The 23,977-nt window shown below is 32.1% G+C and carries 27 protein-coding genes; 5 read left to right on the forward strand and 22 right to left on the reverse strand.

Translation table 11 applies throughout. From position 1 onward, the window contains the following. Positions 1-133: 133 nt before the first annotated feature. From ACWW38_RS01515 to ACWW38_RS01545, 7 genes are all read right to left on the reverse strand, one after another. Positions 134-601 (reverse strand): pyridoxamine 5'-phosphate oxidase family protein, encoded by a 468-nt coding sequence (locus tag ACWW38_RS01515; RefSeq protein ID WP_456259068.1) that lies wholly within the window; start codon positions 599-601, stop codon positions 134-136. An 81-nt stretch (positions 602-682) separates the two neighbouring features. Then, the gene (locus tag ACWW38_RS01520) at positions 683-1,489 is read right to left on the reverse strand and encodes an MBL fold metallo-hydrolase (protein ID WP_456259069.1); all 807 of its coding nucleotides are present in this window, start codon (positions 1,487-1,489) and stop codon (positions 683-685) included. Between the two features lie 160 nt (positions 1,490-1,649). After that, positions 1,650-2,618 (reverse strand): ROK family protein, encoded by a 969-nt coding sequence (locus ACWW38_RS01525; RefSeq protein ID WP_456259070.1) that lies wholly within the window; start codon positions 2,616-2,618, stop codon positions 1,650-1,652. Between the two features lie 126 nt (positions 2,619-2,744). Next, positions 2,745-4,256, reverse strand: coding sequence for a 4-alpha-glucanotransferase (malQ, locus tag ACWW38_RS01530; RefSeq protein ID WP_456260390.1), 1,512 nt, complete (start codon positions 4,254-4,256; stop codon positions 2,745-2,747). Positions 4,257-4,528: 272 nt separating this feature from the next. After that, entirely contained in the window at positions 4,529-5,761 is a 1,233-nt protein-coding gene (gene sstT, locus ACWW38_RS01535; RefSeq protein WP_456259071.1) for a serine/threonine transporter SstT, read from the reverse strand. Positions 5,762-6,116: 355 nt separating this feature from the next. Next, on the reverse strand, positions 6,117-6,740 hold the full coding sequence (locus ACWW38_RS01540; protein ID WP_456259072.1) for a DUF2812 domain-containing protein: 624 nt from the start codon (positions 6,738-6,740) through the stop codon (positions 6,117-6,119). A 1-nt stretch (position 6,741) separates the two neighbouring features. Then, entirely contained in the window at positions 6,742-7,065 is a 324-nt protein-coding gene (locus ACWW38_RS01545; RefSeq protein WP_456259073.1) for a PadR family transcriptional regulator, read from the reverse strand. Between the two features lie 225 nt (positions 7,066-7,290). On the opposite strand from ACWW38_RS01545, the gene ACWW38_RS01550 reads away from it, so the two are divergent. Further along, positions 7,291-7,518, forward strand: a complete 228-nt coding sequence (locus tag ACWW38_RS01550) for a helix-turn-helix transcriptional regulator (protein ID WP_456259074.1) — start codon at positions 7,291-7,293, stop codon at positions 7,516-7,518. Continuing rightward, positions 7,511-7,816 carry a hypothetical protein gene (locus ACWW38_RS01555; protein WP_456259075.1) on the forward strand — a complete coding sequence of 102 codons (306 nt, stop codon included), beginning with the start codon at positions 7,511-7,513 and terminating at the stop codon, positions 7,814-7,816. The genes ACWW38_RS01550 and ACWW38_RS01555 overlap by 8 nt, the downstream gene beginning before the upstream one ends. Positions 7,817-8,046: 230 nt before the next feature. On the opposite strand, the gene hydG is transcribed toward ACWW38_RS01555, so the two are convergent. The 15 genes from hydG to ACWW38_RS01630 form a co-directional block, all read right to left on the reverse strand. Then, positions 8,047-9,465, reverse strand: coding sequence for a [FeFe] hydrogenase H-cluster radical SAM maturase HydG (gene hydG, locus ACWW38_RS01560; protein ID WP_456259076.1), 1,419 nt, complete (start codon positions 9,463-9,465; stop codon positions 8,047-8,049). 18 nt (positions 9,466-9,483) lie between these two features. Then, complete coding sequence (locus tag ACWW38_RS01565) at positions 9,484-9,747, reverse strand: TM1266 family iron-only hydrogenase system putative regulator (protein WP_456259077.1); 264 nt, start codon at positions 9,745-9,747, stop codon at positions 9,484-9,486. 404 nt (positions 9,748-10,151) lie between these two features. Then, a complete protein-coding gene (gene phaZ, locus ACWW38_RS01570; protein WP_456259078.1) occupies positions 10,152-11,048 on the reverse strand; it encodes an intracellular short-chain-length polyhydroxyalkanoate depolymerase in 897 nt (298 codons plus the stop codon). A gap of 164 nt (positions 11,049-11,212) precedes the next feature. Continuing rightward, the gene (locus ACWW38_RS01575) at positions 11,213-11,554 is read right to left on the reverse strand and encodes a hypothetical protein (RefSeq protein ID WP_456259079.1); all 342 of its coding nucleotides are present in this window, start codon (positions 11,552-11,554) and stop codon (positions 11,213-11,215) included. A gap of 184 nt (positions 11,555-11,738) precedes the next feature. Then, positions 11,739-12,212 (reverse strand): peptide-methionine (S)-S-oxide reductase MsrA, encoded by a 474-nt coding sequence (msrA, locus tag ACWW38_RS01580; protein WP_456259080.1) that lies wholly within the window; start codon positions 12,210-12,212, stop codon positions 11,739-11,741. Between the two features lie 77 nt (positions 12,213-12,289). Next, a complete protein-coding gene (locus tag ACWW38_RS01585) occupies positions 12,290-12,511 on the reverse strand; it encodes a YdbC family protein (protein ID WP_456259081.1) in 222 nt (73 codons plus the stop codon). A 191-nt stretch (positions 12,512-12,702) separates the two neighbouring features. Next, a complete protein-coding gene (locus ACWW38_RS01590) occupies positions 12,703-13,734 on the reverse strand; it encodes an alpha/beta fold hydrolase (protein ID WP_456259082.1) in 1,032 nt (343 codons plus the stop codon). Between the two features lie 202 nt (positions 13,735-13,936). Then, positions 13,937-14,641, reverse strand: a complete 705-nt coding sequence (locus ACWW38_RS01595) for a hypothetical protein (protein ID WP_456259083.1) — start codon at positions 14,639-14,641, stop codon at positions 13,937-13,939. Positions 14,642-14,798: 157 nt separating this feature from the next. Beyond that, positions 14,799-16,280 (reverse strand): aldehyde dehydrogenase family protein, encoded by a 1,482-nt coding sequence (locus tag ACWW38_RS01600; RefSeq protein WP_456259084.1) that lies wholly within the window; start codon positions 16,278-16,280, stop codon positions 14,799-14,801. Positions 16,281-16,391: 111 nt separating this feature from the next. Then, positions 16,392-17,270, reverse strand: coding sequence for a cation diffusion facilitator family transporter (locus tag ACWW38_RS01605; RefSeq protein ID WP_456259085.1), 879 nt, complete (start codon positions 17,268-17,270; stop codon positions 16,392-16,394). A gap of 346 nt (positions 17,271-17,616) precedes the next feature. Next, positions 17,617-18,702 carry a metallophosphoesterase family protein gene (locus tag ACWW38_RS01610; RefSeq protein ID WP_456259086.1) on the reverse strand — a complete coding sequence of 362 codons (1,086 nt, stop codon included), beginning with the start codon at positions 18,700-18,702 and terminating at the stop codon, positions 17,617-17,619. 197 nt (positions 18,703-18,899) lie between these two features. Then, positions 18,900-19,790, reverse strand: coding sequence for a cysteine ABC transporter substrate-binding protein (locus tag ACWW38_RS01615; protein WP_456259087.1), 891 nt, complete (start codon positions 19,788-19,790; stop codon positions 18,900-18,902). Between the two features lie 18 nt (positions 19,791-19,808). Next, entirely contained in the window at positions 19,809-20,552 is a 744-nt protein-coding gene (locus ACWW38_RS01620) for an amino acid ABC transporter ATP-binding protein (RefSeq protein WP_456259088.1), read from the reverse strand. Positions 20,553-20,570: 18 nt separating this feature from the next. Next, positions 20,571-21,254: an amino acid ABC transporter permease gene (locus ACWW38_RS01625; RefSeq protein WP_456259089.1), complete on the reverse strand. Its 684-nt coding sequence runs from the start codon at positions 21,252-21,254 to the stop codon at positions 20,571-20,573. Further along, positions 21,235-21,900 carry an amino acid ABC transporter permease gene (locus tag ACWW38_RS01630; protein WP_456259090.1) on the reverse strand — a complete coding sequence of 222 codons (666 nt, stop codon included), beginning with the start codon at positions 21,898-21,900 and terminating at the stop codon, positions 21,235-21,237. Before ACWW38_RS01630 ends, ACWW38_RS01625 begins: the two co-directional genes overlap by 20 nt. A gap of 336 nt (positions 21,901-22,236) precedes the next feature. Here ACWW38_RS01630 and ACWW38_RS01635 point away from each other — a divergent pair, with 336 nt between their 5' ends. Genes ACWW38_RS01635 through ACWW38_RS01645 form a run of 3 tightly spaced genes read left to right on the forward strand, consistent with a single transcriptional unit; the run spans position 22,237 to position 23,927 of the window. Further along, complete coding sequence (locus tag ACWW38_RS01635) at positions 22,237-22,398, forward strand: spore coat protein (protein WP_456259091.1); 162 nt, start codon at positions 22,237-22,239, stop codon at positions 22,396-22,398. Positions 22,399-22,410: 12 nt separating this feature from the next. Next, complete coding sequence (locus ACWW38_RS01640; RefSeq protein WP_456259092.1) at positions 22,411-22,773, forward strand: spore coat protein; 363 nt, start codon at positions 22,411-22,413, stop codon at positions 22,771-22,773. 17 nt (positions 22,774-22,790) lie between these two features. Then, complete coding sequence (locus ACWW38_RS01645) at positions 22,791-23,927, forward strand: zinc-dependent alcohol dehydrogenase (RefSeq protein ID WP_456259093.1); 1,137 nt, start codon at positions 22,791-22,793, stop codon at positions 23,925-23,927. Positions 23,928-23,977 lie beyond the last annotated feature (50 nt).

The raw sequence follows: 23,977 nt of genomic DNA on the forward strand, positions 1-23,977 counted from the left end.
TTTCTATCTAATGGAAACATATAAAGAATACTGCCTTCATATAATAATATATCCCAAATTTGGTTTTCATACTTTTTCTTTAAAGGTGTTTTTTAATACTGGATACAATTCTTTAAATCTACTATAAAATTTATTATAAGCTAGGATCCACACTTACCTTTCCGGTTATTTCATCCATGGATATTTCAACAATATTTACAATTTCCATATCATCAATAGAAAGAGGCTCATATTTATATCCTTTTGCATGCTTTTCCATGAGTAAGTTTAGTACAGTTAATTTCAGTTCCTTATCTTTAACTATAGTGGCTTTTCCAAAAACTAAAATACTCCAAAACCTCATTGTAAAATTTCTAGCATGAGGTGTTGCATAAATTTTACCAGATGCACTAACCTCTAAACAAACCTTTGGATTTTTACTTAAATTATCTAATTTTCTTCCTTTGAAACCTGTGTGAAAATATACTTTATCATTATAAATCACAAAATTTATAGGCGTTATATAAGGTTGAGCATCTTCTCCAGATGTAGCAAGCCTTCCATATACCGCTTTTGATAATAAAGTCATACACTTATCTTTAGAAATCCATTTTACTGGCATATTAAATTCCCCCCATAAAGTTATTTTTTATAATTAGCAATCCATATACATTCCTCAATTATTTAATTTGCCCTTTAAGTTTTACCAATTTATTTCCAAACCAACTCCAACTTCTTTTATAGGCAGAGTTTTATTCATCTCTGCTCTAACAGCAAATGAAGTGCAATGGCAAGGATATAATTCTTTTACTCCGTTATTTTCTAAATAAGTAATAGTTTTATTAACCTGTTCAGTTACTTCAAATAAATGAAATCCTCCTATAATTCCTAATACTCTATTATCTTTACATACTTTTTTTGCATATTCTACTATATTACATATGCCACTATGGGAACATCCTGTAATAATGTAAATTCCATTTTCACTTTTATATGCAAGTGCTGTGTCATCTTTTATATAATCATCAACTAAATCTTTACCAATAACTTGTTTACCAATAGATTTTCTATTTTCAAATTCATTTATTTCTGGTATTTCTCCTAAAAAAGTTATATGTTTGCTGACTTTAACAGGTTCTTTAGAAAGATTTAAATTACACTTTTCTTTTAGTTCTTCCCCTAAAATAGGAGAACAAATTTTCATATTGTTTATTATTTTTTCTTTAAATGCATCTGGATGGGCAATAATAGAAATATGATTTTTATATTTTTGATCAAAATAGTATTTTAATCCCTTTGTATGATCATCATGACCATGTGAAATAGCAATAATACTTATACTCTCTAAATCTATATCTAATGCAGCTGAGTTTCTCAAAAATAAGTCAGAATAACCTACATCCCATAGTAACTTAACATCTTCATCTTCAATATAGTATGAAACAGCAGGTTCACCACAATAATATTGATCAATGTATGTATTATTATCTACCAGAACTCTTAGTTTCACATTCTTCACTCCTTTAATTAATAAAGCACTCTCAATAAAAGTATTTTACATATATCCTATTCAGTATTAACTATAGGAAATATCATATCAAAAAATGTAGCAATTGTCAGTAATAACAAACCTAAAAATTTAAAGGAGGAATTTACTTCCTCCTCTATCATCATATTTTTCTTTCTTTTTCTAAATTCAACTTTCCAAGAATTGCTGCCCCAATTATACCAGCTTCATTTCCAAGTTTTGCAAGAACTATATTGCCTATAGGCAGCCCTTCATAGTACTTTATTCTAGATACCTCTTCTTTAATCTTGTTTAATAAAAAGTCACCTGCCTTAGAAATTCCACCACCTAATACAAAGATTTCAGGATCAATGATAGAAACTATATTCATAATTCCTACTGCTAAATATTTAGCCATTCTATTGACAGCCTTATTCGCTAGGGGATCTCCCTCTTTAGCTGCCTGAAAAATTAATTTACCATTTAATTTTTCTATATTCCCTCTCAATTTATCTATAATAACAGTTTTTTCTCCACTTTCTATAAGTCTCTTAGTATATGAAATTAGTGCTGTAGATGAAGCAAAAGTTTCTAAACATCCATTTCTGCCACAACCACAATTATAATAATTCTTTCCAACTATCATATGACCTATTTCCGAACCAATTCCGTGGAATCCAGCCTCTATCTTGCCATCTAATATAACTCCACCGCCTATACCCGTTCCTATGGTAATAAATACTCCACTACTAACATATTTCATTGATCCTGCTGTATGTTCTGCAAGCGCAGCTAAAGTAGCATCATTATCGATAAATACAGGAATGTTTAATCTATCTTCCATTATCTGTTTTAATGGGATATTACTCCAATTTAAATTTGGACATTTTATTACTCTACCTGTATTTGCTTCAGCAATTCCTGGAATTCCTATGCCAACCGCCTTAATCTTTTCTTTCTCAATTCCACTTTCCTTAATTATTTTATTTATCAGATCTATAATATCATTAACTATAACCTTATAATTTCTCTCTTTTCCTGTAGGCACAGAATCATCATATATTAGTTTTCCTTCTTCATTTACTATACCAGTGGCAATATTAGTTCCTCCTAAATCTACGCCTATATACATACTATAAAGCCCCCTGTTAAAATTAAGTTTTAGTCTGTCTCATTATATCATATCTCCCGTGAATTATATTCCAAGCTTCTTTTGGATAATATTATATGATACTGTCACTACTAACCTTTTCTTCATCTATAACCTTCCATACAACCTTGTAATGTTATAAATATTTTTAGCCAGTTCATCTGTTAAGTCATTTTTATTAATCCTCCACTGCCAGTTTCCTCCTACAGTTGATGGAATATTCATTCTAGCTTCACTTGAAAGTCCTAAATAATCCTGCATTTGTATTACTGCAAGATTTGCAACTGAACTTAAGGCTCCTCTTATAAATCCCCAATTATATCCTTCTTCTTCAGTTAGCTTTAAATACTTTATAGCAAAATCTATATCTTTTTTATTTGCATTTTCCATCCAGCCATTAATGGTATCATTATCATGAGTTCCAGTGTATACTACGCAATTTTTATCATAATTATGTGGTAAATAATCACTTTCTTCTTTAGCATCAAAAGCAAATTCTAAAACTTTCATCCCTGGATAGCCAGAAGTAACCCTAAAATCAATAACTTCTTTAGTTAAAAAACCTAAGTCTTCAGCTATTATTTCAATTTCTCCTATTTCTTCTTTTATCTTATTGAATAATTTCATTCCCGGTCCTTTAACCCATTTCCCATTTATTGCAGTATCTTCTCCGACTGGTACTTCCCAATAAGCCTCAAAACCTCTGAAATGATCAATTCTGGTTATATCATATATTTTACTGCTTGCTTTAATTCGCTCTATCCACCAACCATAGCCTGCTTTATCTAAGTAGTCCCATCTATATATAGGGTTGCCCCATAATTGACCTACAGCTGAAAAAGCATCAGGAGGACATCCAGAAATAACAGTAGGATTTTTATTTTCATCTAAAACAAACACTTCACTGTTTGCCCATGTATCAGCACTATCTTCCGCCACATAAATTGGTATATCTCCTATAATCTTTATTCCTTTATCATTTGCATAACCTTTTAAATCTGCCCATTGTTGAAAAAAAATATATTGTAAAAACACCCAGTAATCTATTTCTTCTCTTAATTCTTCTCTACATTTTTTTAAAATTTTTTCATCTCTTAACTTAATTTTTTTATCCCATTCCTGCCAAGGTTTTAAGTTAAATCCCTCTTTTATGCTCATATATAAAGCATAGTCCTCTATCCATGTTTTATTATCTTCTCTGAATTTTTTTATCCTATTTTCAAATTTACCCGTACTATTCTTAAAGGCCTTTTTTAAAATAGGTATTTTATTATCAAATATTTTATTATAGTCTACTTTTGTACAGTCCTTACCAAAGTTTATATTTTCATAATCCTCTTTTTTCAATAATCCCACTTCTGTTAGCAATGGTAAATCTATAAAATATGGATTACCGGCAAAAGCTGAATAGGATTGATAAGGAGAATCACCATAACCAGTAGGACTTATAGGCAATATTTGCCATAAACTTTGCCCTGACTTTTCTAAAAAGTCTACAAAATCATATGCTTCCTTTCCAAAGGTTCCAATACCATAGGGACTCGGCAGAGAGGTAATATGCATTAAAATACCACTGCATCTATTAATCATTAACTTTTCCCCCTTATAACTCTGTAAAATATAGAAAAGCACCTTACTTTCAAATTTTTATTTATCTGATAGTAAGATGCTAATATTAAATTTATATCTCTTAAAAATATAAGTTATACCTCTTAATAGATCCTGTAGTACATTTTTTTGTAATAATCCTATTCAAACCTTAAGGCCTCTATAGGATTTAGATTTAAAACTTTGAATCAGCTACTATGTACTCAAATAAAAATCCCTCTACCTCAGAAAAATAAACTGAGAACAGAGGGATTAAATAAATCTAGAATAATATCTTCAAGCTGTTACTTGTTGATAATGATTTCTTTACCTTCTTTACGTCTCTTTGCAAATTCAGCAGTTGCTGTGAATAGAACGTCAGTTGATGAGTTAAGTGCTGTTTCACAAGAGTCTTGTAACACACCTACTATAAAACCAACACCAACTACTTTCATAGCAATGTCATTTGGTATTCCAAATAAGCTACATGCTAGTGGAATTAGCAATAGAGATCCACCAGCTACCCCAGAAGCACCGCAAGCGCATACAGCTGACAATACGCTAAGTATCAATGCTGTACCTATATCCACTTGAATACCTAGTGTGTGTACTGCCGCTAATGTCAAGACAGCAATTGTAACAGCTGCACCAGCCATATTTATAGTAGCTCCTAATGGAATAGAAACAGAATATGTGTCCTTATCTAAACCAAGTCTTTCACATAAGCTCATATTTACAGGAATATTTGCAGCTGAACTACGTGTAAAGAATGCTGTAATACCGCTGTCTTTTAGGCATTTAAGAACTAGTGGGTATGGGTTCTTACGAGTGTATACGAACACAATAATTGGATTAACAACAAGTGCTACAAAAAGCATGCAGCCAATTAAAACAGCAAGTAATTGCCCATAGCTTAATAAAGATTCAATTCCATTTGTGGCAATAGAATCAAATACAAGCCCCATAATACCTAATGGTGCAAAGTTGATTACCAATACTACCATTTTAGATACTGCATCTGAAAAATTGCTGATCATTATTTTAGTAGATTCATGTGCACTTCTTAAAGCAAAACCAAGAAGTAGAGCCCAAGATAATATACCAATATAGTTGGCATTAAATAGTGCCTTAACTGGGTTGTCTACAATGTTTAAGAGTAATGCTTTTAGAACCTCTGTAACCCCTCCAGGAGGCGACACATTCTCTGCTCCTGCTGCTAGTGTCAAGCTCACTGGGAACATAAAACTTGCAACAACCGCAGTAAGACCAGCTAAAAATGTTCCTAATAGATAAAGACCGATGATAGACTTCATATTGGTTTCATGGCCACTTTTATGTTGAGATATAGCGGACATAACCAAGAAGAATACCAATACAGGTGCAATAGCTTTTAAAGCACCTACAAATAAAGACCCAAAAATGACGATTGGTTGTGCCTTGTCAGGGATCGTTACTGCTAGAATAATACCGATAGCTAGACCTACAATAATTCTTTTTACAAGACTGAGCTGATTCCATTTGTTGATCAGATTTCTCATTGTCTTTTTCCCCCCTTAAATATATAATTCGAATGATTGCAATGCACATATACTAAAATGTGCTGTTTCAGGAGCCACGTTATCCCCACTAATAATCGTGTTCCTTTTACAGTATATCACAAACTTTTTAAGTTAAAAATTATTTTTTTTAATATTATAATAGTATTTTATGTTTATTTACTATTTTTTGTATAATACCGTTTTACTATCTAAAAACTCACTATATTTAAGGTATTTCAAGTTTGAAAATTAGTAACTTTACTATTAATTGAAATAAATAAGTTTCATTCATCATAATGTAGTACAAAAATATAAAAATGGAGCGAAATCATGCTCCATTTCTTTATTGAATACCTCATTCATTTATTTTTAAAATACTCTTATATTTTTTAATAAGCGCAGAATATTTATAAATTGGAATCGTAAGAATCAGTGCTACAATAGCTACTAAGATTTTTCCATATGAATTAATTGAAACCATAAATAAATCAAAAACATAATTTCCAATCATCATAAATAATGGCAGCAACAATCCACATAAATAAGCATTTCGAATCGGGCGATAATATCGAATAAGATCATTGTAGTCAGTATGCAATTCAAATGGTTTTCCATCATTTTTCTTTTCTAATAATAATATTTCTTTGTTATAACCACCTGGAGATGTTGCTATCTGACCACCCCCTCTTGCCCACGGACGCCATCTAATCTTGCCAAATGAATAGTTTGTATTGATATTCTTTGTAAATGTTCTAAATCCCATTTCTTCAAGGAAAGACTTGTATTCCTTAGCCTCCTTATAAGATTTAGCACCTACAAATTCTACACAGTATTCATATTCTGATGGTTTACAAGACTCAAATTCATAAAACAATTTTGTAGTTCTAACAAGTCTCCAACCTTGAGCTGCCATTTTATTCAGCCACTTTTCCTGTGTTTCAAAAAAGCTGAAAAAATATCGAAATATTTTTATGGTCATACTATTTCCCTCCTATGATTTTTATTGCAGCACTATGAACTTTTTCTAATCTTATCAATTCGTTTTCTACAACTTCTTTACCTTTATCTGTAATAACATATTCTTTTTTGCGGTTATTTTCGTCACTATCATAGAGAACAATCCATTCCTTTTTCAATAATGTGTTGATTGCTCCGTACAATGTTCCGGCTCCTAAAGACAATCTGCCATCTGTTTCATTCTCAATAAACTGCATAATTCCGTAACCGTGATTAGGTTTATATACAGCCAGCAGAATGAAAAAGGTAGTTTCCGTCAAAGCACCGCCTTTTACATTATCTCTCATTTTGCACCTCCAGTATTACAGTATCCTATATATCGTTTACTGTAATATAACTATATCACTAACCGTAATAAACGTCAATAAAAAATGGAGTAAAAATCAATTTATATCTAAATTAGGTATACTTACCTTGCGCAATGAATTTTAACAAGTATACTTGTCGTTTTGCAAAGTATACTTGACAAATATATTTCCACATGATACCATTTAATTAATGGAGGTGATACTTTGAATGAAGATAGACCACTAAAGAATCGGCTTAAAATTGCTCGTGCTGAAAAAAGCCTGTCACAGGAACAACTTGCTGTACTTGCAGGCGTAACTCGACAAACAATTAGTTCTATTGAAACAGGTCAGTATTGTCCTACTGCAAAATTAGCATTAATACTTTCAAAAGTGCTTGATAAAAAGTTTGAAGATTTATTTTATTTTGAGGAGGTAAAAAATAATGATTAATAAAATGGTGGAAAAAGATGAAAGAACAACCTTTGTTGAAAATGCCAGTTATACATTTGGATACAAATTCATTACCTACGTACTATTTCTTGATATTATCTACAGGGCTTTAAGGTTCAATGAAGCACCATGGGACTTATTTGCTATAATAATTATAAGTGGAATTGTTATAACAATGTATCAGTATAAAAAGAAAATCTTAGTAAAAAATTGGATAAAAGTAGTTACCTTTATATTTATTCTCACTTTTATTATTGCATTTTTAACAGTAGTTATTTTAAAAAAGTTTTGGAACTAAAAGTATACTAATATTCATTCTATATATCCATAGATTTATATATACTTTAACTTACCATAGTTTCTATATTCCTTAGTTTGTTATAAAATACAAGGTTGCACCAACAACTCTAAAGCCATTATTAGTGCAACCTTTAATAATATATTCTTATATAATATATTATTAAAAATACTTAAGTTAAAGAATCAGCTAGATTACTAAGTTATCAGTTTATGCCACTTACAACTTGCTTAGAATCTGAAATCTCGTTTTCCGTTCTTTAATTCTGTTAAGTGTTCTTTTACTATTGCTTTAACCTTCTCATTTGGTATTTTAGGAACTTCCTCAGCAATCAATGCTTCACCTTTTTTCTTTGTGTCATCGGAAGCATAGTCCTCCAAATATTCCTTAAGAGTCATTAAAGCATTTGGCTGACAGCAGTTTGCAATTTGTCCTGATTTAACAAGACTCATGAACCTGTCACCAGTTCTTCCCTCACGATAGCAAGCAGTACAAAAGCTTGGAATATACTTCATTTCTAAAAGCCAATTCACAATTTCATCAAGTGTACGATTATCATTAACTTCAAACTGTGCAGAATTATCATCCTCTGCTTCTGGTTTATCATAACCTCCAACACTAGTACTGGAACCACCACTAATTTGTGATACACCCAATTCTAGTACACGTTCACGAGTTTTTTGAGATTCACGTGTTGATACTATCATACCTGTATATGGTACTGCAATACGAAGAACTGCTACAATTTTTGCAAAAATATCATCTGATATAGCATTTGAAAAATTATCAGGGTCAATGTCATCTGCTGGGCGGATACGAGGAACACTTATAGTGTGCGGACCCACTCCCATGGCAGCTTCTAAATGCTCAGCATGCATTAGTAATCCTATAAAATCGTACTTGTACATATTAAGACCAAATAGAACACCAATTCCCACATCGTCGATGCCGCCTTCCATGGCACGATCCATGGCTTCAGTGTGATATGCATAATCATGTTTTGGACCTGTAGGGTGCAACTCCTCATAACTCTTCTTGTTATATGTCTCTTGGAAGAGTATATAGGTTCCAATGCCTGCCTCTTTTAATTTTCTATAGTTTTCCACTGTAGTAGCCGCAATATTTACATTTACTCGTCTAATTGCTCCATTCTTATGTTTTATGCTATATATTGTTTTAATACTTTCAAGAACATATTCAATAGGATTGTTTACAGGATCTTCTCCAGTTTCCAACGCTAAACGCTTATGCCCCATATCCTGAAGTGCAATTACCTCTCTTTTGATGTCTTCCTGTGACAACTTCTTTCTTGCTATACTTTTATTTTTATAATGATATGGACAGTAAACACATCCGTTTATACAGTAATTTGAAAGGTAAAGAGGAGCAAACATTACGATACGATTTCCGTAAAATTTCTGTTTGATCTCTTTTGCCAATTTAAACATTTTTTCATTTTCATCTTCTAAATCACATTCCAGTAATACTGCTGCCTCTCTGTGTGTTAAACCTTTACAATCCTTTGCTCTTTCAATAAGGCTTTGAATAAGCTGACGGTTACTTTTATTTTTTTTCGCATATGCAAGAGTATCCATAATTTCTTCGTCATCAATAAATTCAGTTGCAATCTTAGATTTACTATTGTACATTAAAAAACCCCTCCAATTTTATTCATTTGCTGTCTGGGACACTTTTGAATAAACCGTTTTAATGTTTACATCAGGTAACATACCTAATTTTCCGGAAAGGGCACTGATAATATCATTAGGCGCATCCATAATAATACTTATTACCTTAATATTACGTTTTTGATACGGAATCCCCATTCTACCTACAATATAATCACTATATTCATGCAGAATAGAGTTTAATTTTTGTATGGAATTTCCGTTTTCAACAATAATTCCAATAATAGCGATTCTTGTTTCCATTTTTAAAATCCTTTCTTAAATTATAATAATAAAAAATCCTTGTTCCAAAAAAAGAACAAGGATAGCAAATAAATCGCAGATAATCACATATATATGGATTCCCCGAGTTTATAACAACTATTATCTCGCCTTTTCATTTGGGACTAACCCTCATGCATTCAGTACGATACTTTTTTAGAATTAACGTTTTTATGGTTAACTCCAAGAAAAAGCAATAAAAGCTAAGCCTCAGACAGTTTACCAAAACACAATTAATTATACCACAATTTTTTACCAAATAGCAAAGGATATTTTCCAGTCATTCCCTAGAGCTATAATATTACATCTTACTCATTTTTTCTATAGTCTGTTTTATACAAAAAAGTTATTTTAATTAGTTACATAAACACAAATCCTTATTTAAATTATTCTTCAATAAAGCTAACTATTTTATCTACTAGAGTTTCCAAGCAATCTATAAAAGGAGAATGTCCAGCTTCTAGACTGAGATAGGTTGCATTATCACCCATTGCAGCTTTTATCTCTTTTCCTCTACTAGGAACAACTACATAATCTCTTTCTCCTTGGATAATTAGGGTTGGAATTTTTATCTTATCCACTTCTCCAGTACCTTCTGTAACTCCGTTATGTTCATGACTTATATTGAATTTTATTAAAGCCCAATGCACGTCCAATATATTTACTTGTGTTAACATGTCCTCTAAATATTCATCATACTTTAAGTCTGAAGGTTTCTTATCAGTATAGATTACTGCATCCCATAAATTTCTTAAAAATTTCTTATCTCTTTTTTTATAAGCTTCAACTAATGGAATCATACTTATTGGATCTTTGGTAAGTTCCTCCTTACTTTGAAAAGGCTTATCAGATAAAGGCTTTCTCTTAGCATCCAAAGGATATGTAGGGTATCCCTTAACACTTACAGATTCTATCAATATTAACTTTTTAACATAGTCTGAATAATCAGCTGCAAATTGCATTGATACTCCACCACCTGTGGACCATCCACCTAAGTAAAACCCCTTTATACCTAGTTCATCTACAAAAAGTTTTAAATCCTCTGAAAAATCTTTTATTGAATCAATGGGATTATTATAACTTGATATACCAAAACCTCTCAAGTCTACAGCATATATTTTGTAATCATCAGGCATAGCTTCCATTAGCAAATCCCAGTGCTTTGAAGAGGTCATATTCCCATGAACCAGAACTATAATCTTATCTCCATAGCCACTTTCTCTGTAACCTATAGTTTCTCCATTCTTGATTTTTATAGATTTTGGTGTTAAATTTTTACTCATTTTTTCTCCTCCTAAATTATAAAGAATAAAACTTCCTAAGTTCTAAGACTCTTAAGAAGTTTTATTCCCATATTCTTTAATTTCTTATTTTGATATACCACTCTTGCATAAAGCCGTCATTATTATAAAGCTTAGATTTTGTACTTAAAAATTCATTTATTTAATTAGGCTTTGTGCATTACTAATTTCTTAATTTCAATTCCTAAGTTCTCCATATCTTCTCTTAATAATTTCCAACAATCTTTTGTATTTAGTTTTCTTGAAGAATCCTTCTTTACATAAGCTCTCACAATATGCTCAGGATTATTTTTCCACTTATAGCAGTATAGTACTATATTCCCTACCTTTGATTCCAATTTATTGTGTAATATACTTGGAGAATTTTTAATAGTAAATATAAAAACTTCATAGTCCTTATATTCTCCATTTGATAAATCTGACTTCTCTTTTAATCTTAAGTCTTCTGTATCTTCAATACAAATTTCTTTAGCCAAATTTGCATACATAAAAAAGCCCTCCTTAAATATACCAATTATTTTTATTATTTTTTTAGAACTTATATTAGGTAGGTAGACTTTATGATTTGTTTATTATTTATATTATAATATATAATCTGTATTTTTACCTTAAAATTTTAGAATTATTTTTAATATTTTAAAAATTCAAAATATTTATTTTGATAGATTTCAATTAATCTAAATGTATATGGCAATATCCTCCTGGATTTTTCTTTAAATATTTTTGATGATATTCCTCAGCCTCATAGAAACACTTTAAGCGTTCTACTTCAGTAACTATAGGATTTTTGTAATTTTTCTGTTCCTCATTTTTACTCTTCATAATTATATTTAGATCTTTTTCATCTAAGTAAAATATGCCTGTTCTGTACTGGCTCCCTCTATCATTTCCTTGTCTATTTAATATTGTTGGATCTATTATGCTCCAGAATTTATATAATAGCTTTTCCAATGATATAATATTTTCATCATATTTTACGTAACAAGCTTCTGCATGGCCTGTAGTTCCAGTACATACTTCTTCATAACTAGGATTTTCTTTTATTCCATTGGCGTAGCCCACTTTTGTTTCCACTATTCCAGGATTTCTTGACATATATTCTTCTACTCCCCAAAAACAACCTCCAGCTAAAACTATTTCTCTCATAAACGATACCTCTCTAATTTAAAGATTTTTATATAAACATTTTTAATTTATTTTAGTCAGCATTTCTTAAAAAGCTTTTATAACTCCATACCATTCAATATATCTCTAAGCTTCTTTAGCTCCTCAGACGATAAAGTTATTCCTTTTCCCATCTTTTCATGTTCTGCTGACCAATCTCTTATATCATATTTTGGATCTCTTCCGTTCCATGAGATTATATTTAACTCTTTAGACCAGCCTTTAGCTGATTCTGAAACAATACCAATAGTTTTCTTGATTTCATATTTAATTTCTGCCATTAATTCTTCCTCCTACTAAACTAAATAATCACTTTATGTTCTTACATTGATTTATCTATTATTATAGTATCATTAATAACTTATGAAAATATAACTAGATTGCTATAAAATACAATGTTGCACTAACCTTAGAAACATTATTAGTGCAACCTTTAAGAATTATATGTCTTAACTACAATTACAGCTTATAATCATTTTGCAAAGTTGCTTATGAGCCATTTCGCAAACTTTTCCTTTTCTTCAAACTGTGGATAATGAGCTGAATTTGAATATAATATATACTCCTTTTTGTCAGCTGCAATTAAATCAAAATAATTCTTTGCCGACTGTGCTGAGGTCATGTAATCATATTGCCCCATAATAAAATAGCAAGGAATTTTAAGGCTTTTCACAAGTGTAGGCAAAGGATTTGTTAAAGCTTCATCAAGTAGTGCTTCTTGTGAAATATTTACTCCGCGAAAATATCGAACAACATCAAGGAGATTATATTCTGGATGAAACAAAAAACCTTCAGTATAATCGCGATTATCGTCAATAAGTCGTGATGCCCCGCCATATTTTCTAACATAATTGCGTGGAGTAAAAGTTTCACCTTTTTCAATTTTATTTGATAACTCTTTGAGCTTTGAAACATCATCCATATTTTTAGCATTCTCTGCTTGTTTAATACAATAATTCAGGCTATCTAATTCACTCTGAGCAGTATTAGCCATTTGCCCAATACCAATATACGCAATATACTTATCTGGTGCTTTATTTACGGCTTGCAATGCAATATATGTACCAAATGAATGACCTATCAATACCACTTGTTTCTTGCCAAAACGTTCAGAAATATAGTCTGTTAATGCTAGCACATCATTCACCAGTAACTCAGATGAAAGATTTGAATAGTCCTCAAAAAAATGATAAGATTTACCACTTCCCCGTTGATCATAATGAACCACTGTAAAATCTTTTTCTAATAAATCTTGATATTTTGTCACATAAGGTATTTCTGGACAACCTGGTCCTCCATGAACAAAAATTAAAATTGGATTTGACTTGTCGTGTCCTCTTATCATAATCTGATGCTTAGTACCATTTATTTCAACTTTTTCAAGTTCACTTATGCTATTTTCTCCTTTAATTGCTGGTGTCCAAGTAGGAAAAATCAACAATATTACAATGAGTAGAATTATAATAATACCTATATACTTTAAAATTTGTTTTATTTTTTTCAAATATGCACCTCCAAAAATGACCTTCTTTTTTTGCAAAACATAATAAATATTACGCCATAATTTTTTACTATCCTATAGCAGCTCTATATATTGTATCTCTACATATTTCCTATATTGCAACTTCAAACCAAAACCTTCTTATTTAGATTATACACTACTAATCTTTAGCTGTGCATTACAAAAAATAAATTTCGCGGTCAATTTAGTCTACATGTCCATGCCCGATTAATTTATAATTATCTATACTTATATATACAATCATATTGTTTAGCTTTGATTCGCTTTTTCTTGGAAAATCCACAAGATATACTTCTTTCCCAATATAAGATTTATCATAAATATTTCCCATGCTTTCTTTTAAAGTTGTTTTAGAAAGTTTACTATCTCTCCAAGTTCCTACTACTCTCTCTTTATCTTTTGATGTTAGTTGATTGTATGCGATTTCTCTAACATCCCGTTCCCCTGCAAACTGGTTTCCTAATATATCTTCTAAGTCAGAAATAATTTTTTCATCTTTTCCAACATATTGAACAATAATATTCCCTTTTTTATAGAAGTGAGGTGATGAAATCCAATCAATCGCCATTGATTTAGAGCCATCGCTATATCCACATCCATCACTATCAATACGTTTTGCTTCATTCTCCATCTTCTCATTGCTATTAAACAAATAAATATATAATGCTTCATTATCAAATATCATTTTTTTTCGTGTAGTTGGAAGAAAATGCTTAGATTTCTCTACATCTTGCATTTGAAATTTATAATTCTTTGCTTTCATTTCACTTTGAAATTGTTCAATATAAAAAGTATCTTTTGGGTCATTTTTGTCGGCACAACCTATAAACGTAGCAAGCATAAATAATGATAAGATAAGTAATGTGATGTGATTACCTTTTTTGCCCATAATTTATTCCTCCATATAAAATAAATTATCCAGTTATACTAACTTTCAATATTATATACGAAATCTACGGTAATTAGTTTGCTAATAGAAAATAAGGCTATAAACTGTATCATTACTACAGTTTATAGCCTTATATCTATTTTAATTAAAAACTACTTTATTTTACATACATTCCGCCAGGTTTTTCAGATAGATTAACGATAATATTCTTCATCTGAGTATAATGCTCTAATATAACTTTATGAGTTTCTCTGCCTATTCCTGAGTCTTTAAATCCTCCAAAAGGTGCTCCAGCTGGGAAACTATTGTAAGTATTAACCCATACACGACCTGTTCTGATTCCCCTTGCAACTCGGATAGCACGATTAATGTCACGTGTAAATACACCACCGCCTAGACCATAATCACTATCATTTGCCATATCAATAACGTCTTCTTCGTTTTTAAATTTAATAACAACCCCTACTGGTCCAAAGATTTCTTCGCTAGCTACTCTCATATCATTTGAAACATCTACAAGTAGTGTAGGTTTCATAAAGTAACCTTTTGCAGCATCGCCTTCAGTATATCTTTCTCCTCCTGTAGCCACTTTAGCTCCTTCTTGTTTTCCAATTTCTATATAATTAAGAATCTTCTTAAGCTGAGTTTCACTAACTTGTGCCCCCATTTGAGTATTAATATCTAATGGATTCCCAACTTTCACTTTTTCAAAAGCTTGGATTGCTTTTTCTATAAATTCATCATAAAAGTCTTCTTGAACAAAAATCCTAGATCCTGCTGAACAAACTTGTCCTTGATTAAAAAGAATTCCTAATTGAAGACCTTCTAGAGCCATATCTATATCTGCATCTTTAAAGAATATATTAGCAGATTTCCCTCCAAGTTCTAAAGTAGAAGGAATAATCTGTTGTGCTGCGGCAAGTCCAATTTTTCTACCTACTTCTGTAGATCCTGTAAAAGCTAGTTTATCAATTCCTTGATTATGCTGTATATATTCACCGCTCTTTGATCCTCTTCCTGTAATTATATTAATTACACCCTTAGGAACAACATTTTCTATTAACTTCATAAGCTCTATTACACTCAACGAGGTAGTACTTGATGGTTTAAATACTGTAGTATCTCCTGCAGCCAATACTGGAGCTAGTTTCCATGCTGCCATTAAAAATGGAAAATTCCATGGTACAATTTGTCCTACTACACCAATAGGCTCCCTTAATATTATATTCAAAGTATTTTCATCAACCATTGTTGAACTACCTTCTGCAGCACGAATAGCTCCTGCAAAATATCTGAAATGGTCTGCTGCCAATGGAATATCGGCTCCTGTTGTTTCTCTAATAGGTTTTCCATTATCCATAGTTTCAATAGTAGCTAAATACTCTGCATTTTCATCAATAATGTCTGCAATTTTATTTAATACAGCAGCTCTTTCGGCAGGTGCTGTTTTTCCCCAAGTTTTAAATGCTTTACGCGCTGCTTTCACTGCATCATCTACATCTTTTTCTGATGCATCAGCAATCTCTGTTAATAATCCACCTGTAGCTGGGTTATAAGTTTTAATAGTTGTACCATCAGAAGCATCTCTCCATTGTCCATCAATATATAATTGATATTTTTCTTGTAATTTAATTTCCATGTAATCTCCCCCTCTACTAATTATAAAATTTAATTACATGTACATTATATCACTTTAATAATATTCCGACAATTCTGACAAATAATATTATACATAAAACACTTAAATATGCTAATTTTCTTCTTTTTTATAAGGGTCTATATGAATGTTTACTCTGATATTTTTAAATTTTTTGTTCATATCTTTTTTTAAACTACCAATAATATTATGTGTTTCTTGCACTGTAAGATTAGGATCTACAGTAATATGAAAATCTATATGCTTCATGTTCCCTGACTTTCTAGTTTTTAGCTTATGATAATCTATAAATTGATTATTATGTTCTTTTATAATCTTCTCTATCTCTCCTTCTTCTTCGTCAGATAATCTTGCATCAAGAAGATAATCAAAGGCATCTTTAGAAAGTTCCCACGCTTCCTTAATTATTAACAGTGCTACAAGTATTGCAACAATTGAATCCAAGATAAGTAGTCCTGTAACCTTGATAAGAAGAATTCCAAGCCCTACTCCCAGTGATGTGTAAACATCAGTTTTCAAGTGAAGAGCATCCGCTTTAAGAGCCATAGAATCCTCTTCCTTAGAAACCTTATATAATTTTCTTGACACAACAAGGTTTATAAGTGCTGAAATAAGCATAACAGCAATTGCTATATTTGCTTGCTCTATTGCAGCGGGTTCAAATATTTTTTTAAAAGCTTCGATAATAATCATTCCAGCGGCTATAAAAATCAGTAACCCTTCCATTATTCCAGATATATTCTCTATTTTTCCATGTCCATAAGGATGCTTCCTATCAGCAGGCTTTGCAGAATGTCTTACAGATAAAAACGCAATCAGTGATGCTACTAAATCCATTCCTGAATGTATTGCTTCAGAAATAATGCTTACAGAACCACTTAAAATACCTGCTACAATCTTAAAAATTATGAGCATTGTGTTTGATATAATTGATAAAAGAGCAACTTTAACTCTCCTGTCAGAAGTAACCATAGATAACCTCCTCCTCTATTTCAAAATCTAAGAAATTATAATATTTGCCATGTACTCAGTACTGAAAGCTACTGAACTGTTAGAATTAGTAGCTTTCTTCCAATCACTCCATTTTATATTGAAGGAATCTCCATTTGTTTTACAGTAATCATAAAGGTAGTTGTTCTTCCTACTCCTTGTTTACAATGAATCTAAAACAAGATGCACATCATTATCATTAGAAGCTTCAACTGTAATACCTTTACTTACTGAGGAAGATTAAAAAATAAATATTAATCTTTCTAAGCATAGTATAAGGTATTAAAATCATTTCTATACAAGCTGCTAATGGTACACTCTGTATCTATTAATCGTCTCTTTTTTTAATAAACAATTCTTTAAAACGTTTGGCCGAATATTTGACAGTATCACTTATCCACTTTCTAAAAGTATCAAGTGGCTGCTTTTTACGTAAGTAAACCTTTATAGCAAATAAGAGTATAAGCAATATAAAACCTATACTGATAAGTACAACCGAAATCGGATTTTCTTCATACATAGCATTTGCAAAAAGTTGTATAGTTGCCAAATATCTAGAAATATAATTATTTGCTGGTGATGGAAACTCTACCACTGTGACTTTATTAATATCACCAAATTTAGCAATTATATAGTGGTAATAGCTGTTTTTAGTTAAAAGCTCTGCTCCTGCACCACCAGTAATCAAATAGCGCACACCACCCTTGGCGTATTCCATATAGCTATGAATATGAGATAAGTATACTGTATCTACATGGTATTTACTCATGAGATTTTCAAACTTTGCCGCTTCCTGTAGGTCCTGGAAGCCATGATCCATATTCTTGTTTTCGTTGTAATTGTTCAATTTCTGCTCTACCCAATTTTCGCCGCTTTCCACTTGATTAACATAATTCGGAATTTTATTAGGAGTTACGCCACTTCTTGGATCTTCAGGTGGTATGTGTGTAACGACAAAAATACGTTTACCCTGTGCTTTTTTCAAGTCTTTTTCTAACCATGCATATTGCTCATCCGAAATAGCTCTTTTTTCAGCCCATCCTGGAGATGAATCTACGAATGCAAAATGGCTGTCTTCAAAATCAAATGAATAATTAGCCGGGCCATACAACATGGTATAAGTATCACGGCCATTGCTGCGAATATCATGATTACCAAGAGTTGTGCAGACTGTAGCAGAGATTTTTGACATCATCTGGTCAAAAAGTCTGTACTGGTTAGGTTTTCCACTAAACACCAAGTCCCCATTATCGATTACAAATATAGGATTTTGGCCATTTACCTGTTGAATAATCTCCCCAAAAGTATCATATCCGTCTCGATTATCACCCAGGATTATGTATTTATTTTTTCTGGAGTTATCTGCAGCAGTTGGCTGTACCGGTTGAATTTTTACTGTTTCTCCAGTATGCACAGTAATACTTAACTGTAATGTATTGACTAAAGTACTTTAAAATTACGCAGCAACTTTAGCTAGGGACTTGAGCCTGAGTTAGACGCTAAAGCGTGAAGTTAGAGGTTAGAAATTTTAGTTTAGAGTTTAAAGTGGAAAGCTTATAGCGAGGAATTTTTTCCGTTTTCCACTTTAAGCTTTCCACTTCTTAAGTTTTTTTATTGTTCTACTTTTCCCCCTTCAATAACTATATCTTCTATGCTCTCAGCCCCGTAGGTATCTTTTAATGTTTCCTCATAAGCTTTGTGGACAAAGTTTTCTTTTCCTAAAGTTATAAGTTCAGAATTTATCCAGTCAAGAAGTTCTTTATTCCCCTTCGCAACAGCAGGTGCTATTGTATCTTCTCCTCCAAATTTCGGTATAGTAACACTATAGCCAGGGTTTTTCTTTGCCCATGCAAGTACTTCTGTGTTATCATTAGCTATTGCATCACCACGTCCATCTTTTAATGCTTCAAATATTTCTGAGTATTGATCATACTTTACTAACTGTATACCTGGATGATTCTTTGTAAGATAAGTTTCTGCAGTTGTACCTTTTGCGATAATAATCTTCTTATCTTTCATTTCTTCAATAGAATTAATTGGAGCACTGTCTGGCGATACTAATCCAAGAGAAACCTTCATATACGGGTTTGCAAAATCTACCTTTTGTTTTCTTTCCTCTGTAACAGTAAAGTTTGCCATTATTATATCAACTTTGTTTGACTCCAAATAAGCTACCCTGCTTGCTGCATCAACTAGGACAAATTCTACCTTAGATTCATCTCCTAAAAGGTCTTTTGCAAATCTTCTAGCAATATGTACGTCGAAGCCTTGACTTTTACCATTTGAATCTACATAGCCAAAAGGAGCTTTGTCACTAAATACTCCAATTTTAATAGTTCCTCGTTTCTTAATTTCATCTAATGAGCTTGCTGTCACTTTTGATTCAGAAGACTCAGATTTACTATTTGCTGCTTCTGAGCTTGTTTTACCACAACCTACAAGACCTCCTAATATTATAGTGCCAGCCATAACTGCAGCTAAAAGTTTTTTCATTTTCTTCATGTTAACTTCCTCCTTTATTTAATATTGAAATACATTTAAGAATTGTTTAGCTCTTTCTGTCTTTGGATTTGTAAAGAATTCCTTTGGCTCTGATACCTCGCAGACATTTCCTTCATCAACAAAAACTATTTTATCAGCAACAGATTGTGCAAAGTTCATTTCGTGTGTCACAATTATCATAGTCATACCCTGTTTTGCAAGGTCTAATATAACTTCCAAAACCTCTCTCACCATTTCAGGATCAAGAGATGCTGTTACTTCATCAAAAAGCATTATTTCAGGATTCATACATAAAGCTCTTACTATTGCTATTCTCTGCTTTTGCCCTCCTGATAGCTCACGAGGATAGGAATTCTTACGCTCAAGCAAACCTACTCTATCTAGCAGCTGCTCTGCTTGTCTCATCACTTCATCTTTTGATCTCTTTTGAACTTTTATTGGTCCTAAAAGTATATTTTCAATAACCGTCATATGTGGAAAAAGATCATAGCTTTGAAACACCATACCTATTTTCTGACGAATTTCTTGCCAATTAACATCTTTATCTGCAAGGTTCTTGCCAGAAAACTCTATTCTACCTCCTTGAATATCTTCTAGTCCATTAAGACATCTAAGCAGCGTACTCTTTCCACATCCTGATGGCCCCAAGATAACTACAACTTCTCCTTTGTGTATGTTAAGGCTAATACCTTTTAGTATTTCTTTTTCTGAATATCTCTTCTCTAAATCATTTATCTTAAGCAATACTTGATTCTTTTCCATATGAATTATACTCCCTCCTTAGTTTTGCCACTTAGCTTCTAGCTTTTTTGATAGTATGGATAGAGGATAACAAATTATAAAGTACAAAATAAATATGATACCATAAATCCAAAAGGACGCTGAAGGTACTTCTAAACGAGACAGCTCTATAATTTGCTGGCCTATTTTTACAACATCCATAACTCCTATTAACACTACTAATGAAGTGGTTTTAATCATTCTTGTAGCTAAATTTATGGCGCCTGGAAGCATTCTCCTTATGGCCTGAGGTATAAGAATATATCTATAAAGTCCAAAGGTGCTAAGACCAATAGCCTTTCCCGATTCGGTTTGGTGCTTTGGTAAAGATTCTAATGCACCTCTTACAATATCTCCCATCTCTGCAGCTCCCCAAAGGCTAAAAACTATAACTGAAGCTGCCTCACCACTTAAATGTATATCTAAAGCAGCAGTAACTCCAAAATAAACAATAAAAAGCCAAACAAGAACTGGTATTATTCTAAATAACTCCAAGTAAAATCGATATATAACTCTGATAAATTTTGATCTCGATTTTGCAGTCCTTATGATTCCCAAAACTATTCCAAGTAAAGCGCCTATAAAAATTGAAATAAAAGCAATTCCTACAGTTACTAGCAATCCCCCAAATAGTCGCTCTACATTTCTTCCTTCAAAAAGAACCCTAATTCCCAAATTCAGCATAACGCACCTTCCTTTCTACCCAAGTAAGAAAGACTGATAAAGGCAAAATTATAATCAAATATGTAGCTACTAGCATTAATAGAGATTCAAAGGTGTTATAATACATTCCTATTAAATCTTTTGTTACATTCATAAGATCTAAAATTGATATTGCTCCTAGAATAGAGGTTTCTTTTAGTAAGAATATACAATTTGCACTTAAGGCAGGTACACTCACCGAAAATGCCTGGGGCAATATTACATACCTAGCAAGCTGGAATTTTGAAAGACCAATGCTAAGTCCTGACTCAATCTGAGTTTTATTAACCGCCTCAATTCCCCCTCTAAAGGCTTCAGCCATATAGCTTCCACCTAAAAATGTTAGACCAATTATTGCACAAGTATTTTCGCTCATTTTTATGCCCATCTTAGGAAATCCATAGTATAAAAAAAATAGCTGTATAAGTAGCGGAGTATTACGTGAAAGTTCTATATAAACTTGCGCAATAGTCTGCAGCCCCTTTATCTTGTAATATTGTATTACGCTACATATAACCCCAAGTATTATTGAAAACAATATACCCCAAAAGGCAAGTTTTAAGGTAAGTATAGTTGCTTTTTCATACAAAGGTAAATGCTCTAGAATAAACTCCCAATTAATATTCATAAATTTATCACCCTTTTTAATATGATTCGCGCTAAGTTTATAAAGTGTAATTTATAATTCCTATAGTTTTACTATGTTATGTAGTATATATTATACGCATTGTCTAGTTTTGTCAATAAGATTTAAATTATTTTTTAACAAATGATTATTTTTTTCGCATTATCAAAGATATCAAAAATTTTAGCACGTTTTTTCCTACTTTAGCATATATTCAACGATAATACCCACTGTATATCAAAGAGCTGTGAGTGGAAGAATATATACATTAGAAATATAGGAGGCGAATTTATGAAACATTCAAGTTTAGCGTTACATGAAACAATGGAAGTCCACGAAATGCTTAACTTTAAGACAGTTTGCATAACTAAATCTAAGATGATGCAAGGTTTAGTATTTGATCAAGACCTCAAAAATATAATGGAAAAAGATGTACAACAATCCATCACAGCTATAAATGATTTGCAAGAATTATTATCTAAAGCTCCAACTCTACAATAGGAGGTGAAAACAATGATTAATGACTATTTAGAAGTGAGGAATGCCGAGGGAATGCCTAAGCTTGTTGATTCAACCATAGCTCTTGACTTCTTACTTGCTGCAAAAACTGGGGTAAGAAATTGTGCTTTCGCTTTGTCAGAAGCTGCAACTCCAGAGGTTAGAGCTACTTTAAGTACCCAACTGGAAAATGCAATTAATCTTCATGAAGAAATAACTAATCTTATGATAAATAAAGGTTGGTTTTATCCTTATGAACTTAATAAACAATTTGAAATGGATATGAAATCTTCAGAAACAGCAGTTCAAATTGCAAACTTAGACCTCTTCCCTGGAAATACTAGTAGGCTTGGTACATTTGCAACACCAGAAAAATAATTTAGGAGGTATCAGCAATGAAAGCTGTAACATTTCAAGGTATAAAAAATGTAAAGGTTAAAGAGGTACAAGATCCTAAAATTCATAAGCCAGATGATATTATAGTAAGGCTCACGAGTACAGCTATATGTGGGTCAGATTTACACCTTATTCACGATATGATTCCTAATCTTCCTCAAGATTACATAATAGGCCATGAACCTATGGGAATTGTTGAAGAGGTAGGTCCTGAAGTTACAAAAGTAAAAAAAGGAGATAGGGTTATCGTTCCCTTTAACGTTAGCTGTGGAGAATGTTTTTTTTGCAAGCACGGGTTAACAAGTCAATGCGATAACTCAAATCCTCATGGTGAAGGCGGTGCTTATTTTGGATATTCTGAAACCTTTGGTGGGTATCCAGGAGGGCAAGCTGAATTTATGAGGGTTCCTTATGGTAACTTTACTCCTTTCCTTATTCCAGAGGATTGTGAAGTTGAAGACGAAAAGCTACTGTTAATGTCTGATGCCATGGCTACTTCATACTGGAGTGTAGAAAATGCTGGTGTTAAAAAAGGTGATACAGTAGTTATCTTTGGCTGCGGACCTATTGGACTTTTAGCTCAAAAGTTTGCTTGGCTTAATGGTGCAGAAAGAGTCATTGCAGTTGATTATATAGATTATCGTCTAGAACATGCAAAGAAAACTAATAAAGTGGAAACCGTAAACTTTGAGCAACATGAAAATACTGGAGAATATTTAAGAGAAATCACTCATGGCGGCGCAGAAGTAGTTATAGATTGTGTAGGTATGGATGGAAAAATGACTCCTCTTGAATTTTTAGAAACAGGATTAAAGCTTCAAGGTGGTTCTATGGGTGCCTTGGTTATGGCTACTCAGTCAGTTAAAAAGGGTGGAACTATCCAAATAACAGGAACTTATGGTGCTAGGTATAACGCTTTTCCTCTTGGAGATATATTTAATCGAAATGTTAATTTGAGAACAGGTCAAGCACCAGTTATTCCTTATATGCCACAGCTTTATAAACTGCTTGTTGAAAAAAAGGTGGATCCTAGCGATATAATTACACATAGATTATCTCTAGATGAAGCAGAACATGGATACGAGGTTTTTGATACAAAAACTGAAGGATGTATCAAAGTTGTTCTAAAACCATAAACACTACTTCTAAAAAATTAATATTAGACTTTCACTTAACTAGGAGGTGA

Source organism: Clostridium sp. JNZ J1-5, assembly GCF_053901425.1.

Excerpts from the sequence above, each read along its gene's own strand:
- phaZ (WP_456259078.1), bottom strand. The coding sequence starts at position 11,048 with ATGAGTAAAAATTTAACACCAAAATCTATAAAAATCAAGAATGGAGAA.
- ACWW38_RS01620 (WP_456259088.1), bottom strand. The coding sequence starts at position 20,552 with ATGGAAAAGAATCAAGTATTGCTTAAGATAAATGATTTAGAGAAGAGA.
- ACWW38_RS01640 (WP_456259092.1), top strand. The coding sequence starts at position 22,411 with ATGATTAATGACTATTTAGAAGTGAGGAATGCCGAGGGAATGCCTAAG.
- ACWW38_RS01605 (WP_456259085.1), bottom strand. The coding sequence starts at position 17,270 with ATGGTTACTTCTGACAGGAGAGTTAAAGTTGCTCTTTTATCAATTATA.
- ACWW38_RS01575 (WP_456259079.1), bottom strand. The coding sequence starts at position 11,554 with ATGTATGCAAATTTGGCTAAAGAAATTTGTATTGAAGATACAGAAGAC.
- sstT (WP_456259071.1), bottom strand. The coding sequence starts at position 5,761 with ATGAGAAATCTGATCAACAAATGGAATCAGCTCAGTCTTGTAAAAAGA.
- ACWW38_RS01555 (WP_456259075.1), top strand. The coding sequence starts at position 7,511 with ATGATTAATAAAATGGTGGAAAAAGATGAAAGAACAACCTTTGTTGAA.
- ACWW38_RS01615 (WP_456259087.1), bottom strand. The coding sequence starts at position 19,790 with ATGAAGAAAATGAAAAAACTTTTAGCTGCAGTTATGGCTGGCACTATA.
- ACWW38_RS01585 (WP_456259081.1), bottom strand. The coding sequence starts at position 12,511 with ATGGCAGAAATTAAATATGAAATCAAGAAAACTATTGGTATTGTTTCA.
- hydG (WP_456259076.1), bottom strand. The coding sequence starts at position 9,465 with ATGTACAATAGTAAATCTAAGATTGCAACTGAATTTATTGATGACGAA.
- ACWW38_RS01525 (WP_456259070.1), bottom strand. The coding sequence starts at position 2,618 with ATGTATATAGGCGTAGATTTAGGAGGAACTAATATTGCCACTGGTATA.
- ACWW38_RS01645 (WP_456259093.1), top strand. The coding sequence starts at position 22,791 with ATGAAAGCTGTAACATTTCAAGGTATAAAAAATGTAAAGGTTAAAGAG.
- ACWW38_RS01595 (WP_456259083.1), bottom strand. The coding sequence starts at position 14,641 with ATGGGCAAAAAAGGTAATCACATCACATTACTTATCTTATCATTATTT.
- ACWW38_RS01635 (WP_456259091.1), top strand. The coding sequence starts at position 22,237 with ATGCTTAACTTTAAGACAGTTTGCATAACTAAATCTAAGATGATGCAA.
- msrA (WP_456259080.1), bottom strand. The coding sequence starts at position 12,212 with ATGAGAGAAATAGTTTTAGCTGGAGGTTGTTTTTGGGGAGTAGAAGAA.
- ACWW38_RS01540 (WP_456259072.1), bottom strand. The coding sequence starts at position 6,740 with ATGACCATAAAAATATTTCGATATTTTTTCAGCTTTTTTGAAACACAG.
- ACWW38_RS01565 (WP_456259077.1), bottom strand. The coding sequence starts at position 9,747 with ATGGAAACAAGAATCGCTATTATTGGAATTATTGTTGAAAACGGAAAT.
- ACWW38_RS01545 (WP_456259073.1), bottom strand. The coding sequence starts at position 7,065 with ATGAGAGATAATGTAAAAGGCGGTGCTTTGACGGAAACTACCTTTTTC.
- ACWW38_RS01630 (WP_456259090.1), bottom strand. The coding sequence starts at position 21,900 with ATGAATATTAATTGGGAGTTTATTCTAGAGCATTTACCTTTGTATGAA.
- ACWW38_RS01600 (WP_456259084.1), bottom strand. The coding sequence starts at position 16,280 with ATGGAAATTAAATTACAAGAAAAATATCAATTATATATTGATGGACAA.
- ACWW38_RS01625 (WP_456259089.1), bottom strand. The coding sequence starts at position 21,254 with ATGCTGAATTTGGGAATTAGGGTTCTTTTTGAAGGAAGAAATGTAGAG.
- ACWW38_RS01515 (WP_456259068.1), bottom strand. The coding sequence starts at position 601 with ATGCCAGTAAAATGGATTTCTAAAGATAAGTGTATGACTTTATTATCA.